Annotated in this window: 14 protein-coding genes; 7 read left to right on the forward strand and 7 right to left on the reverse strand. The window is 66.0% G+C overall.

What is annotated here, in order from left to right; genetic code table 11:
- Positions 1-53 precede the first annotated feature (53 nt).
- Together KZX42_RS04215 and KZX42_RS04220 are read right to left on the reverse strand one after the other, a co-directional pair.
- Positions 54-455, reverse strand: coding sequence for a PPC domain-containing DNA-binding protein (locus KZX42_RS04215; protein WP_248117421.1), 402 nt, complete (start codon positions 453-455; stop codon positions 54-56).
- Entirely contained in the window at positions 433-987 is a 555-nt protein-coding gene (locus tag KZX42_RS04220; RefSeq protein WP_248117423.1) for a DUF296 domain-containing protein, read from the reverse strand. The genes KZX42_RS04215 and KZX42_RS04220 overlap by 23 nt, the downstream gene beginning before the upstream one ends.
- Positions 988-1,184: 197 nt before the next feature.
- Between KZX42_RS04220 and KZX42_RS04225 the strand changes: the two genes are divergently transcribed.
- Positions 1,185-1,943 carry a 3-oxoacyl-ACP reductase family protein gene (locus tag KZX42_RS04225; RefSeq protein ID WP_248117425.1) on the forward strand — a complete coding sequence of 253 codons (759 nt, stop codon included), beginning with the start codon at positions 1,185-1,187 and terminating at the stop codon, positions 1,941-1,943.
- A 4-nt stretch (positions 1,944-1,947) separates the two neighbouring features.
- On the opposite strand, the gene dld is transcribed toward KZX42_RS04225, so the two are convergent.
- The 5 genes from dld to KZX42_RS04250 form a co-directional block, all read right to left on the reverse strand.
- Entirely contained in the window at positions 1,948-3,681 is a 1,734-nt protein-coding gene (gene dld, locus KZX42_RS04230) for a D-lactate dehydrogenase (protein ID WP_248117427.1), read from the reverse strand.
- Positions 3,678-4,604 (reverse strand): AEC family transporter, encoded by a 927-nt coding sequence (locus tag KZX42_RS04235; protein ID WP_248117429.1) that lies wholly within the window; start codon positions 4,602-4,604, stop codon positions 3,678-3,680. The genes dld and KZX42_RS04235 overlap by 4 nt, the downstream gene beginning before the upstream one ends.
- Positions 4,605-4,631: 27 nt before the next feature.
- Positions 4,632-5,429, reverse strand: a complete 798-nt coding sequence (locus KZX42_RS04240) for an SDR family NAD(P)-dependent oxidoreductase (RefSeq protein ID WP_248117431.1) — start codon at positions 5,427-5,429, stop codon at positions 4,632-4,634.
- Positions 5,430-5,518: 89 nt separating this feature from the next.
- Positions 5,519-6,316, reverse strand: coding sequence for a phytanoyl-CoA dioxygenase family protein (locus KZX42_RS04245; RefSeq protein WP_248117433.1), 798 nt, complete (start codon positions 6,314-6,316; stop codon positions 5,519-5,521).
- 41 nt (positions 6,317-6,357) lie between these two features.
- Positions 6,358-7,038 carry a GntR family transcriptional regulator gene (locus KZX42_RS04250; protein WP_248117435.1) on the reverse strand — a complete coding sequence of 227 codons (681 nt, stop codon included), beginning with the start codon at positions 7,036-7,038 and terminating at the stop codon, positions 6,358-6,360.
- 203 nt (positions 7,039-7,241) lie between these two features.
- Here KZX42_RS04250 and KZX42_RS04255 point away from each other — a divergent pair, with 203 nt between their 5' ends.
- From KZX42_RS04255 to KZX42_RS04280, 6 genes are all read left to right on the forward strand, one after another.
- Positions 7,242-8,084, forward strand: a complete 843-nt coding sequence (locus KZX42_RS04255; RefSeq protein WP_248117437.1) for an IclR family transcriptional regulator — start codon at positions 7,242-7,244, stop codon at positions 8,082-8,084.
- Positions 8,081-9,256, forward strand: coding sequence for an acetyl-CoA acetyltransferase (locus tag KZX42_RS04260; protein ID WP_248117439.1), 1,176 nt, complete (start codon positions 8,081-8,083; stop codon positions 9,254-9,256). Before KZX42_RS04255 ends, KZX42_RS04260 begins: the two co-directional genes overlap by 4 nt.
- Positions 9,253-10,827 carry an acyl-CoA synthetase gene (locus KZX42_RS04265; protein WP_248117441.1) on the forward strand — a complete coding sequence of 525 codons (1,575 nt, stop codon included), beginning with the start codon at positions 9,253-9,255 and terminating at the stop codon, positions 10,825-10,827. Before KZX42_RS04260 ends, KZX42_RS04265 begins: the two co-directional genes overlap by 4 nt.
- Positions 10,828-10,927: 100 nt before the next feature.
- Positions 10,928-12,307 (forward strand): carbohydrate porin, encoded by a 1,380-nt coding sequence (locus KZX42_RS04270; protein WP_248117444.1) that lies wholly within the window; start codon positions 10,928-10,930, stop codon positions 12,305-12,307.
- 134 nt (positions 12,308-12,441) lie between these two features.
- Positions 12,442-12,975, forward strand: coding sequence for a sigma-70 family RNA polymerase sigma factor (locus KZX42_RS04275; RefSeq protein WP_248117446.1), 534 nt, complete (start codon positions 12,442-12,444; stop codon positions 12,973-12,975).
- Entirely contained in the window at positions 12,972-13,940 is a 969-nt protein-coding gene (locus KZX42_RS04280; protein WP_248117447.1) for a FecR domain-containing protein, read from the forward strand. Before KZX42_RS04275 ends, KZX42_RS04280 begins: the two co-directional genes overlap by 4 nt.
- Positions 13,941-14,019: the final 79 nt, after the last annotated feature.

Below are 14,019 nucleotides of genomic sequence, written 5' to 3' on the forward strand. Positions count from 1 at the left end.
TTGGCGGCCGGTTCAACCCATTGACGACGGCCGGATCGTCCGGCCGGGATGATTCAAGCGGTGGTCGTCTCCGCTTGGTCGATGACTTCCTCGATCACGATTTCCGCCGTGACGCAGACCAGATTGCGACCGGGCGTGAACCGCCCGGCCCAAACGTCGCCCGTGGTTTCGCCCACGACACCTGATATGCCGGCGGAAGTCGCGCCCTCGGCAAGGACGATCTCGCCCGACAGGGTCAGTATCTCGACCGCCGGACCGCGCAGCACCTTGGGTTCGCCCGAGGCGGTTTCGATGACCGCGTCGTTCAGACTGCCCAGTCCGCTGCGGACCAGGGCGCGTTCGAAACCCAGTTCGGCGGCGGCCTGCTGCAGCCCCTCGACCAGATCCTGGTTCGGCCCCAGCCGAACCGTCGCCAGTCGGCCGGTGCGAATGTCAGTGATGTCCGACGGGTTCATGCGTGTACTCGGATACTGGGAAGAAGGTCGAGAACCGGGTTTCAGGATCGGCCGCCTGGCGGAATCCCGAGCCGGTCATCAGATGGACGCGCACGCCGCCGGGCCCCGCCACGCAGCGATCCACGTTCAGGTGGCCGCCGTGACCGCGTCCGTGGTCGTCGGCCAGGGCGCCGTGAAGGTGCAACAGGGGAGCGCCGGACACTGAGGGCCCGAACGATCCCGATGCGGCGACCACGGCGGCCCCGCCCTCGATCTGGAGCGCCGCGCCGTATTCGACGGCGCGCTCGCTGTCGGCGCGCGGCATGGCGACGTGGTAATAGGCCTCAGCCAGACGGCCGCCGATGAGGCGAAAGCCGCCGCAGGATTCGCCCAAGGCGGCGAACAGGCGTTCGATTCCGGCCTGGATTGTCTCGCCCTCGCGGATCGAGCCCAGCGATTGGCGGGACTGATCGCCGGCGGCCGTCAGGACACGGCTGAAGCGCGAAGCGCCGGGATGGACAACGCGGCGGGTTTCGACAAGCGGAGCGCTCATCGCGCGCCGTCGTTCAAAATAAGCCTAAGTCGATCAGCCAAACTAAATACTCCCTGACGGGTCCATATATTGGACCACTTGTTTCTATATTGCCATTATTAGCAGCCATATTTAGACACGCAACCCGACTACATTAGGAAATATCATCACACCAATAGTCCGTATTGTGGACCTATTGTCAGTTGAGGTTGAGAAACATGGCTGGACGTCTCGATAATCGCGTCGTGCTTGTGACCGGGGGCCTATCCGGAATCGGCGCGGCGGTATGTCAGAAGCTGGCGGCGGAAGGCGCCATTGTGATCGCGGGCGATCTGTCGGCGCAGGCCATCGACCTGAGCGACGCCGCCGTGACGCCGCTGAGACTGGACGTCTCGGACTCCAGCTCGGTCCAGGCCGCCATCGACGCCATCGTCGCCAAGCACGGGCGACTGGACGGGCTGGTCAACAGCGCCGGGATCGCCCGCGAACAACCCTTCCTAGAAACCCCCGTCGAGGCGTTCGATGCGATCATCGCCGTCAACCTGCGCGGCAGCTTCCTTATCGGTCAGGCGGCGGCCAGGGCGATGCAGGCGAGCGGCGGCGGCTCGATCGTCAACATCGCCAGCGTGTCGGGCCTTCTCGGCAATGCGGGCCGCAGCGCCTACGGCGCCTCCAAGGGCGGCGTCGTCACCCTGTCCAAGGTGATGGCGGTGGACCTTGCCCAGTTCGGCATACGGGTGAATGTGATCGCGCCCGGCCCGGTGGAGACGCCGCTGGTGGCCCAGGTCCACTCGCCCGAGACGCGCGCCGAATGGGGCCGCCGTGTGCCGATGAAACGCTATGGCTCGCCCGAAGAGATGGCGGGCGCCGCCGTCTTCCTGCTGTCGGACGAGGCCACCTATGTCACCGGCCATGTGCTGACGGTCGACGGCGGCTTCGTGGCGCAAGGCTTGGCGGCGCCGATCGCCGCCGAATAAGGCCTCAGACCCACTCGGCGCGCCGCGAGGTCATGCCGATGCCCGGGTTCAGACAGTTGCACGGGTCCAGCCGCTTGAAGTGGGCGGCCTGGGCCGGACTGGCCTTGTAGAGATGACCGACGTTGTGTTCGGCCGGATAGGCGGCGCGACGCTGGTCCAGCAGGCCCCACATCCGATGCTCCAGGGCGATGGGGTCGTTCCCTTTGGCGACGATGTAGTCCTGATGGAAGACGTGACAGAAGAAGTGGCCGTAATACAGGCTCTTCAGGATCGGCCGCTGCACGTCTTCGGGCAAGACCTCCATCCAGTCCCGGTCATTGCGACGCAGGGCGATGTCCAGGGCGACGATATCCGACACTTGGCGATGATGGACGGCACGGTAACGCACCGCAGCCCCCGCCGCCGCGAACCGGTGCAGGAAGGCGCGGGCGCCCTCGTCCGGCGTGCATTCGAAGAAGGCCGCGTCGTCGCCCGTCAGGGTGCGCGCCAAATAGGCCCTCGCCTCCTCCACGCCCTCGCCTGACATCTTCAGCATGAGATGGTGTTCGAACCGGTCGCGATACTGGTTCATCCGCGCCGGCAGGTGTTCGGGGAACAGGCTGCTGGCGAACTGCAGCAGGCGGTCGCCGAGGTATTTCGGCAGGAAGCCCAAATCCTCGACAAAGGCGTCGAACCGCGACTTCATGCCGAACAACTGTCCGATCCGTCCCGTGCCCAGCGTTCGGATCGCCAGGAAGGTGTCCTTGCCGTATTTCCGCGCGATGTCGTAGCAGTCGCGGTGCATGTATTCGCCGGCGACCGGCAGATGCGTGAAACCGCTCAGGATGTCGCGCCGGATGCGGGTCAGGACCGCCGGATCGTTGGCCCCGATGTAGAAGACGCCTGTCTCGCCCGCCGCCGGAAAGGTGTCCAGCCGCACCGCGAAGACCACCGCCTTGCCCGCGCTGCCCGACGCCTCGAACAGCCGGTCGGGATCGGCGTTGAAACGGGCCGGGCTGTCGGCGTCCACGTCACGGACCCGGCGGGCGTAGTCGCCGTCCGACGCCTGTCGGCGGTCATCCGCCAGGATTTCCCCCGGCTGGAAGTCGCCCGCCTCGACGCGGGCCAGCACGGCCTCGGGATCGTGGCCCAAGGCCACGCCCAGATGATTGACCAACTCCACCCGGCCGTCCGCGTCGACGCGGGCGTACAGCGCCATCTGGGTATAGGCCGGGCCGCGCTGGATCAGCGAACCGCCCGAGTTGTTGCACACCCCGCCCACGACCGAGGCGCCGATGCAGGACGAACCGATCACCGAATGCGGCTCCCGCCCAAGGGGCTTCAGCATCCGCTCCAACCGATCCAGCGACGCGCCGGGCAGGCAGATGACCTGACGCCCATCCTCGATCAGATGCACGGCCGTCATGCGCAGGGTGGAGATCACCACCACCGGCCGGTCGTAGTCGTGTCCGTCAGGGGTCGATCCGCCGGTCAGTCCGGTGTTGGCCGCCTGCATGATGACGATGCGGCCTGCCTCGACGCAGGCCTTGAAGGCCCGCCACTGCTCGACCAAAGAGCCGGGCCGCACCACCGCCTCCACCTTGCCCTCGCCGAACCGGTAGCCCCGGCTGTAGCGGCGCGTGGCCTTGGGTTCGGTCAGGACATGGGCGGCGCCGACGACGGCCCTTAGTCGGTCGCGAAACTGGTCGGACGAAACGGGCGTGCGCGCAGGGACGGCAGTCGAACGGGGGGCGGTCATCGGATCATGGTCAGGTAAACGGAGATGGAGATGATCGACAGGACGGTCGTCATCAGAATGGTCTGGGAAGCGACAGCGCCGCGCCGGTCATAGACCTGGGCCAGCATGAAGGGGCCGGCGCCGGTCGGCATCATGGCCATCAGCACGGCCATCTGCACCACCTGCAGCGGCGCGTGCAGGATCGGCCCGGCGATCAACCAGGCGATCACCGGCTGGACGATCAGCTTGGCCGCCGTCAGGGACGCCCAGCTCCAATCGCCGAATCCCGCCTTGGCGTTCTCGGCCAGGAACAGACCCAGAGCGACCAGGGCGCAGGGAATGGCGGCGCCGGCCAGCAGCCCCAGCAGGGTGGTCACGCCCTCGGGCGGCTTGAGCCCCAGGGTGGAGAAAACCGCTCCGACCGCCGGGGCGATCATCATCGGATTTCGCACCACCGCCCCGCCGGCCTTCAGCAGCGCCTTGCCCAGCCCATGACCGTGCGCGCGCGCCATCTCCAGGCCGATCAGGCCCAGAGCGTAGAGGACGCAGGCCGTCAGGATCACCGACACGCCCGAGAACGGCAGAGACCAGTCCCCGAACACCAGCAGCCCCAGCGGAATGCCCAAAAAGCCGTTGTTGGCGTAGGCGGCGCTCTGGGCGTCGACCACCGCATCGCCCGCGCCCATCCTGCGCCAGGTCAGGGCCAGAACCAGAACGAAGGTCCCGACCAGGGCCCCGGCCATGGCCAGGGTGAAGTCCAGCCGATAGCTGGACCAGTGGGCGTTGGCGGTGATGCCGAACAGCAGCGCCGGCTGGGCCAGCCAGACCACGAACCGATTGATCTCCGTGACCGCCGCCGGCCCCAGCACATTCACCCGCCGACACAGATAGCCCAGCGCGATCAGCGCAAAGACCGGCAGGACGACGTTCAGCAGGGCGGTCATGACGTCGGGGCGATCATGGTCGTTCGATCAGGCGCATCGCGCGGTCAGGCCGCCATCGACCACGATCTGGGTGGCGTTGACATATTTCGCCTCGTCCGACGCCAGGAACAGGGCGGCGTAGGCCACGTCCCAGGCGTCGCCCATCTTGCCGGTCGGCGACTGGGCGTCGCGCCGGGCCACCATGTCGTCGAAATCGCCGTCATAGCCCTTGGTCAGCGCCCCTTTGATCAGGGGCGTGTTCATCAGGCCCGGCAGCACGCAGTTGGCGCGGATGCCGACACTTGCGTGCTGAAGCGCGATATTCTGGGTCAGACCCATGACCGCCGCCTTTGTCGCCGTATAGGCCGCATAGGGAAAGCCGATCCAGCGCGTGCCGGCGACCGAGCCGACGTTGACGATGGCGCCCTTCTGCTGCTCCACCATATGCGGCAGCACATATTTGCAGGTCAGGAAGACGCTGGTCTGGTTGATGGCGATCAACCTGTGCCAGCTCTCTTCCGAAGCATCGATGGCGCCGCCAGTCTCCGAGATGCCGACATTGTTGTGCAGCACGTCGATGCGGCCGAAGGCGTCGATGCAGGCCTTGACCATGGCCTGGACCTGATCCGATTTGGACACGTCGCAGGCGAAGGTCTGGCACACGCCGCCCTCCTCCTCGATCAGAGCCTTGGTCTCGTCGGCCGCCTCGATCCGCAGGTCGATGGCGAAGACCTTGGCGCCCTCGCGCGCATACAGCACCGCCGCCGCCTTGCCGTTGCCCCATCCCGGCCCGGACGAGCCTGCGCCCGTCACCAGGACCACCTTGTCCTTCATTCGCTCGCCCATCGGCGTCTCCTCACGTCTTTACGTCCGGCGGAAAGAAACGCGGGGCGGCCTCGTGACCGCGCCCGCGTCCGTACTCGCCATATTCAGGTTCAGGCGGCGGCCTTCTGACTGCGCGCATATTCGACCAGAGCGTCGTCAGACACCGGCTCGATCGGCGTGAAATCCGTGTGGGCGATATATTCCGCACGGGTCGGCTTGGTGATGGCGTTCGAAAGGGCCGACAGGGTCAGATAGACGATCTTGCGCGGATACGGGGTGATGTTCCCGGCCGATCCATGCACCAGATTGCCGTGGAACATCAGCAGACCGCCGGCCTTGCCGGTCGGGGCGACGATGCCGCCCTGCTCCACCAGATTGGCGACCGTATCGTTGTCTAAGGTCCACAACGGATAGGCGGTGGTCTCGGTGTCATGACCGGCCTCGATGGCTCCGCCCTCATGACTGCGCGGCACCAGCATCAGCGGGCCGTTGATCGGCAGGACGTCGTCCAGGAAGACGGCGATGTTCATGGCGCGCGGCTCGGGCATGCCGTCGTCGTTGTGCCAGGTCACGAAGTCCTGGTGCCACTGCCAGACGTCGCCGGTGAAGGCCGCCTTCGCGTTGATCTTGAACTGGTGCATGTACACCGGCTCGTCGAAGGCCTGGGCCACCGGCTCGACCAGACGCGGGTGTTTGCCCAGCAGTTCGCAGGCCTTGTTGTAGGTGTGGCAGGCGAAGGCCGTGCGCGGCACGCCCGACTTCTCTCGCCAGATCTCGGGCCGTTCCGGCGCGAAGACATCGACGGCGGCTTCGCGCAGCACCTCGACCTCTTCGGGCGTAAAGGCCTCGGGGATGAAGATATAGCCTTCCGTGCGGAAGTGCTCGAGCTGTTCCTGGGTCAGTTTCACGGACGTTTCTCCTGTTGTTCTGAGGGAATGAGCGCCGGTCTTCACGCCGGATTGGATGCCCGGAGTCTCTGCTCGGTTTCGGAGCCGGCGTTGGCGGCATGGCTCCAGGCGGCCGAGGCCGCGCCTTCCGCATCCCCCGCCCGGACCAGGCGCACGATCTCGGCGTGCTCGCGCCAGGCGCGGATGCGTATTTCGTCGACCGCCATCACGGCATTCATGGCGCGCTGTATGTGCGGCCACAGCGGCGCCAACGTCTCCTCGATCGTCGGATTGCCGCACAGGCCGTAGATGACTTGGTGGAAGGCGACGTCGAGCGCAGCCCGCTCGGCCAGAGGCGTCTTCGGACGAATGGCGTCACCCGCATTAAGGGCCGCATCCAGGCGCTGCACCTCAGACTCCGATACTCGGCCGTCCGCAAATCTCTGAGCAAGCAATCGCGACGCGAGAGAATCGAGCGCCGCTCGGATCTGATAGACATCTCGCAGCTGATCGGGATCCAGAGGCGCGATCTCGACGCCGCGACGCCCGGATTCGATGACCAGTCCCTGATGCTTCAGCAGATGCAGGGCATGGCTGATCGGGGCGCGCGAGACGCCCAGATTTTCCGCCAGTTCGCCCTGACGCACGCGCTGGCCGGGCGCCAGGGAGCCGTCCGTGATCGCCGCCCGAAGGCGTTGATACACCTGCTCCACAAGCATGGGGGCGGTGCTGATCGAGTCCATTGCATGGGTCATGATGGAATACGGAATACCGTAACCGATCCGCATCCACAACTGTCGGCGCGCAAATTTATTCTTTCGGTCCACCATTTGGACCTATCACATTTCTTTAAATGCCCATTTGACAGGGAAAATAAGTCGGTTCAGTTTCCGATCCAGAAATGCCTATATAAGAGTCCAATATATGGACCATTTGGGAGTTTGAGATGACGGACCTGGAAACAAAGGCTGACGGCGCGCAGGCGCTGGACCGGGCGCTGGGAATTTTACGTCTTGTGGGTTCCCGCTCGAAAGAGGGCCTGCGCCTGGCCGACATCGTCAGCCAGTCCGGCCTGGCCAAACCTACCGCTCACAGGATGCTCAAGGCGTTGGAGCGTAACGGCTTCATCGAACAGAGCGCCGAGGACCGTCTCTATCATCTGGGGCCGGAGGCTTTCGTCCTGGGCGTTCTCGCCACCGAACGGTTCGGCATCCATCGTCTGGCGTCCGGCGCCCTGCAGCGCCTGTCGGCCGCCAGCCAAGATACAGTCTTCCTTTCCGTGCCGCGCGACGGCCATGCCGTGTGCCTGGAGCGGCTGGACGGGGCCTTTCCTATCCGCACCCATGTCCTCCAGGCGGGCGACCGGCATCCGCTGGGCGTAGGCGCCGGCAGCCTGGCCATGCTGGCGGCCATGAGTGACGACGAGGTCGAGCGAATTCTCGAGTCCATCGCCCCCGAACTGGCCTTCTCCTATCCGACCTATTCCCCCGCCTTCCTGCGCGAAGCGGTGGCGGAGACCCGCGCCTCTGGATTCGCCTTCAACCCCGGCCGTCTGCTGACCGGCAGTTGGGCCATCGGCGTGGCCGTGATCGGGCCCGACGGCGACTGCGTGGGCGCCCTGTCGATCTCGGCCATCGAGAGCCGACTGGGCGAAGCCCGCCGCGCCGAACTGGCTCCGATTGTCCAGCAAGAAGCACAGAAACTGTCGCTGCGCCTCGCCCGCCCGGAAATCACCTCCCCCGCGCCCGAACCGGCGCGCTCCCCTGTACGCTTGAGGAAAACCCCATGACTGAAGCCGCCATCGTCGGATGGGCCCACAGCCCGTTCGGAAAACTCCATGATGCACCCGACGTCGAAAGCCTGATCGAGATGGTCGCCGCCCAGGCGATCGCCGACGCCGGCATTCAGCAGGACGAGGTCGACGGCGTCTTCGTCGGCGTGTTCAACGCCGGCTTCTCGAAGCAGGACTTTCCTTCCTCCCTGGCCATGCACAGCGTGCCGGGCCTGCGGTTCAAGCCCGCGACGCGGGTGGAGAACGCCTGCGCCTCCGGGGCCGCCGCCGTCTTCCAGGCGCGCGACTTCATCGCCGCCGGCCGGGGCCGCTTCGCCCTGGTCGTCGGCGCCGAGAAGATGACCCACACCACCAGCGCCGTGGCCGGCGACGTCCTGCTGGGGGCCAGCTATCGCAAGGAAGAGGGCGACATTCCCGCCGGCTTCGCAGGCGCCTTCGGCCGTATCGCCCAGATGTATTTCCAGAAGTATGGCGACCAGTCGGACGCTCTGGCCGCCATCGCGGCCAAGAACCACAAGAACGGCGTCGACAACCCCTACGCTCAGATGCGCAAGGACCTGGGCTTCGACTTCTGCCGCAACGAGTCCGAGAAGAACCCCTTCGTCGCCGGCCCGCTGAAGCGCACCGACTGCTCGCTGATCTCGGACGGCGCCGCCGCCCTGATCCTGACGGACGAGGAGACCGCCAAGTCGATGAAGAAGGCGATCCGCTGGCGCGCCGCCGTCCATCTGAACGACTACCTGCCGCTGTCGCGCCGCGATCCGACCCATTTCGAGGCGGGCGCCCAGGCCTGGGCCAGGGCGCTGCAAATCGCGGACATCAAGCTGGACGACCTGTCCTTCGTCGAGACCCACGACTGTTTCACCATCGCCGAACTGATCGAATACGAGGCCATGGGCCTGACGCCGCAGGGCCAGGGCGCACGCGCCGCGCTTGAGGGCTGGACCCAGGCCGACGGCCGCCTGCCCGTCAACCGCTCGGGCGGGCTGAAGGCCAAGGGCCACCCGGTCGGCGCCACCGGCGTCTCCATGCATGTCATCTCGGCCATGCAGCTGGCCGGAGAAGCAGGCGACATGCAACTGCCCAAGGCCGATGTCGCGGGCGTGTTCAACATGGGCGGCGCCGCCGTCGCCAACTACGTCTCCATCCTGGAGCCGATCAGAGCATGACCCTGCCCACCAGCAATCTGGCCTCCATGCTGGTTCACGCCGCCCAGCATTTCGGCGACCGCCCCGGCCTGATCCAGGGCGACCGCGTCTGGACCTGGACCGAAATCAACGACCGCGTCACCCGCGCCGCCTCGGCCCTGGCCGCGCGCGGCGTCCAACAGGGCGACCGCGTCCTGGTCCATTCGCGCAACTGCAACGCCATGTTCGAAACCCAGTGGGCCTGCTGGCGCCTGGGCGCGGTCTGGGTGCCGACCAACTTCCGTCTGACGCCGCCGGAAGTGGCCTATCTGGCCTCCTCCTCGCGCGCCACGACCCACATCTTCGACACCGGCTTTCCTGACCACGCGGCGGCGGCGAAAGACGCCAACACGGCTTGCGATAGGGTCTTCTGGATCGGCGCCGATGCACCGGGCGAGGACTGGGAGGCCCTGGTCGCCGACGTCTCGGCCCCGCACGTCGACCTGGCCGACGTGGGCCGCGACGACGTATGCTGGTTCTTCTACACCTCGGGCACCACGGGACGCCCCAAGGCGGGGATGCTGACCCACGGCCAGATGGCTTTCGTCACCGTCAACCACCTGTGCGACCTGATGCCGGACACGACGGAGCACGACGTCTCCCTGGTCGTCGCGCCCCTGTCGCACGGCTCGGGCATCCACGCTGTCACTCAGGTCGCCAAGGGCGCCGCCAGCGTGCTGCTGTCCACCGAACGGCTGGATTGCGAAGAGGCCTGGCGTCTGGTCGAGACGCACAAGGTGACGAACATGTTCACCGTGCCCACCATCCTGACCATGCTGACCCAGCATGAGGCGGTGGACCGCTACGATCATGCGTCGCTGCGCTACGTCATCTACGCCGGCGCCCCCATGTACCGGGCCGATCAGCAACACGCCCTTCGCAAGATCGGCAAGGTTCTGGTCCAGTATTTCGGTCTCGGCGAGGTCACGGGCAACATCACAGTCCTGCCGCCGCGCCTGCACACGATCGAGGACGATGCGTCGTATCCGATCGGCTCTTGCGGCCTGCCGCGCACCGGCATGGACATCGCAATCCTGTCGGACGACGGCAAGCGCCTGTCGGCCAATGAGACAGGCGAAATCTGCGTACGTGGCCCGGCCGTCTTCCTCGGCTACTTCGAAAACGACGAGGCGAACGCAAAGTCGTTCAAGGACGGGTGGTTCCACACCGGCGACCTCGGCCATCTGGATGACCGCGGTTTCCTCTACATCACCGGCCGGGCGTCGGACATGTTCATCTCGGGCGGATCCAACGTCTATCCGCGCGAGATCGAGGAAGCGATCCTGACCCACCCGGCCATCTCCGAAGCCTGCGTCGTGGGCATGCCGCACGACAAATGGGGGGAATGCGGGGTCGCCGTTCTGGTCGCGCGCAAGGGCCATACGGCCGACGCCCAGGCGGTCCTGTCGCACCTCGACGGCAAGCTGAGCCGTTACAAGCTCCCGACCGACGTCCTGTTCTGGGATGCGCTTCCCAAGTCCGGCTACGGCAAGGTCGCCAAGGCCGAGGTCAAGAAACTGCTTCAGGCGCAGGCCGCAACGGAAGCGGCCTGACCCGACCCGCCGGCGCGGGTTCCAGGCCTTCCGCGCCGGCTCAAATCCAAAAGCGCCGCAAAGGCGCCGGCCGCTTTCATGCATTGGGAGGAACAATCGCATGACCAACACCCGTTCCGTCGCCCTGTGCGGCGGCGCTATCGCCGCCGCCCTGTTGGCCGCCGGCTCCGTCCAGGCCCAGACGGCCTTTTCCACGCCATCCAACGCCCCGTCTGAGGCCGTGACGCAACAAGCCGCCGCGACCCAGCCCGGCCTGTGGGACCGCCCAGCGCTCACGGGCGACTGGGGCGGCGCGCGCCGCCGCTTGGAAGACAATGGCGTGACCTTCACCCTGAACGAGGTCGTGGACGCGGTTCACAACTTCAACGGCGGCGTGCGCGAGGAAAGCCGCGCGGCCGGCCAGCTGTTTTTGGGCGCAACGATCGATACCGAAAAGGCCTGGGGCCTGCCCGGCGGCAAGGTCCAGGCCACCGTTTTCAATCGGCAAGGCAACAGCCTGGCCAATGACGCGGGACTCGATCTTCTTCAGCCGGTTCAGACCATCTACGGTCGCGGCACGATCTGGCGCCTGGGCCAGCTCTGGTACGAGCAGAGCTTCAACGACGGAGCGACCGCCCTCAAGCTCGGCCGTGTCACCCATGGCGAGGACTTCGGCGCCACGCCCTGCGGCAACGTCATGAACCTCATCCTGTGCGGCCCGGCGTCCAGCCAGATCGTCGGCGGCTATCTCTATAACATGCCGGTCAGCTCCTGGGGCGCACGGCTGCGCCAACGCATCACGCCGGAGTTGCACGTCAATCTGGGCGTTATCGAATCCAACCCCGAAAACCTGCGCGAGGATCGCGGCTTCTATCTGGGGACCCAGGGCGCGACCGGCACGATCTACGCCGGCGAGCTGCAGTGGACGCCCAAGTTCGGCGCGAACGGCGACCTTCCCGGAACCTACAAGATCGGCGCCTGGTACGACTCCAGCGAGTCCAACAATATCGTCTATGACGTCAACGGCGACTATCAGGCGCTGACCGGCCTGGCCTTTGCGCGCGAGGGACATCACTCAGGCGTTCACGCCAACGTCCAGCAGCAGCTGATCGCGCCCCAGGCGGACGGCGCCCACGGCCTGTCGGTGGTCGGCAACCTGGCCATCGCGGATCGCGCCACCAACAAGCTGCGCAGCAAGGCGGCGGTCATCGTGACCTATACCGGCCTGATCCCCGGCCGAGCCAAGGACGACGTCACCTTCGGCGTCGGCGCCGCCATCGTGAACGGGCGGGTCACCGACGCCCAGCGCGCCCAGAACGATGCGGGATTACGCGTCGGTGATCCGCAAGACACCGAATATGCGGTCGAGCTGAACTACGGCTACCGCCTGACCCCGGCCATCACCGTGCGCCCCGGCGTCCAGTACATCCACAACCCCGGCGGCCAATCCGACCGCGACGGCATCGTCGTCGGCGGGCTGAAGCTGGTGCTGACGTTGTGAGGAGGTCCGGGCGCGACTAGGCAGCCTGGCCAGCCTCGCACCGTCAGCACAGCCTTCACGCCCACTGTCTTGCAAGCGTCGTCATCGCGGTGTCGCGCTTCCAAGGTAGCGGTCCGCCCCATGTGTGCGAGATCATGCCTTTAACATCCTCGATCGACGACATCGCCGCCTCATTGTCGAGGTTCGTCGGTCGGCGGCTGAGCGACCGTACGTTGCGTGAAGACATGGTGCAGGAGGCTCTTACGCGCCTGCTGGCCTACAGCCACATGCACGAGGTCAAAGACGCCGGCGCGCTTGCACGGCGGATCGCGCTGAACCTGATCGCCGACCATTTCCGCGACCGGATACGTCACCCCACCAACGACCTGTCCGAAGACGTGCCTACGCCCGCCGCAAACGCAGAGGAGATCGTCATGCACCGCGAACGCGTACGCGCCTTCGGACGGGTGCTCAAAACCATGCCGCCGCTGCGTCGAGAGGTCTTTACCCGCTTACGTCTGCACGGCGAGACGCCGAGGGAAATTTCCGCCGCGCTGAACCTCAGCGAGGCAGCCGTGGAGAAACATCTGACCCGCGCACTGGAACAGCTTCACCGTGAAGTCGGAAGAGCCGAACGACCGCGCCCTGTCTCCAACTCGACCTCGCCCGTGGAAGGAGGAGCGCGATGAGCCGCTTCTTATCTTACTGGACGACGCGCCGCGTAGCGCATCGGCGGGCGGCGCGCCACGTTCTGCTCGACGGCGTCCCAAGCGCAGGTGCGTCTGCCGCAGACCCCTCGCTGGTCGAGGCCATGCGGCATACGTTCGACGACCCAGCACTGTCGGAGGCTCTGCGGGCGAGCTCGCCCTACGCGGCTCGCAAGACCGTCCGAACGAAGCGGGCAGGTTGGACCACAAGGGTGATGCGGCCTGTGGTGTGGGCGCCGACGGCCTTGGCCATGGTGGTGGGCGGAGTGCTGGCCGGTCCCCATCTCGCCGATCTCGCCGTCGAGGCCACCGCGCTGGAGACGGTCTACGACACGTCGCGCGGCGAGACCCGCCGGCTTGTGCTTGAAGACGGCAGCCATGTGCTAATGACAGGCGACACCCACCTGAAAGTGAGGATGGCTGGGCGAAAACGAGAAGTATCGCTGACCGGTGGCGAGGCCATGTTCGACGTGGCGCATGATGCCTCCCGTGTCTTCGAAGTCCGTACGGACGAAGGCCAGGTTCGCGTTCTCGGTACGCGGTTCACAATGAGCCTGACCAATGGACGACTGGACGTGGACGTCTATCGCGGTCGCGTCGCGGTCTCGACCGACGCCGGGGCGCGCAGAGAAGTGGGCGCGGGGGAGCGAGCCTCGGCAAGGGACGGCCATGTCAAGGCTGGGGCGGCATTCGCGCCGGACGAAACTGTATGGAGCGACGGATGGATCGAGACCGACGCAATCACCTTGAAAGAATTGGTCCAGCGCCTTTCGCGACGTTCGAAGCGGCCCATAATCATCCAGGACGAGAAGCTGGAAAGCCTTGAAGCGGCTGGGCGTTTTCGTCTGGACGACGCCGAGGGGCAGTTGCGAAACCTCGCTGTCGTGCACGGTTTCCATGTGGCGGCCGGCCCAGACTCGATCATCGTTTCACCCACGAAATCCTGATCCGGTCGAGGATGAACCTTAGCGAATCCGCCATGCTGCGGTTGCGAAAGATTTGCAAAAATCCCTGTCCGGTATCTGG

The organism is Brevundimonas sp. EYE_349, from assembly GCF_023147505.1.
Taxonomy (GTDB): Bacteria; Pseudomonadota; Alphaproteobacteria; order Caulobacterales; family Caulobacteraceae; genus Brevundimonas.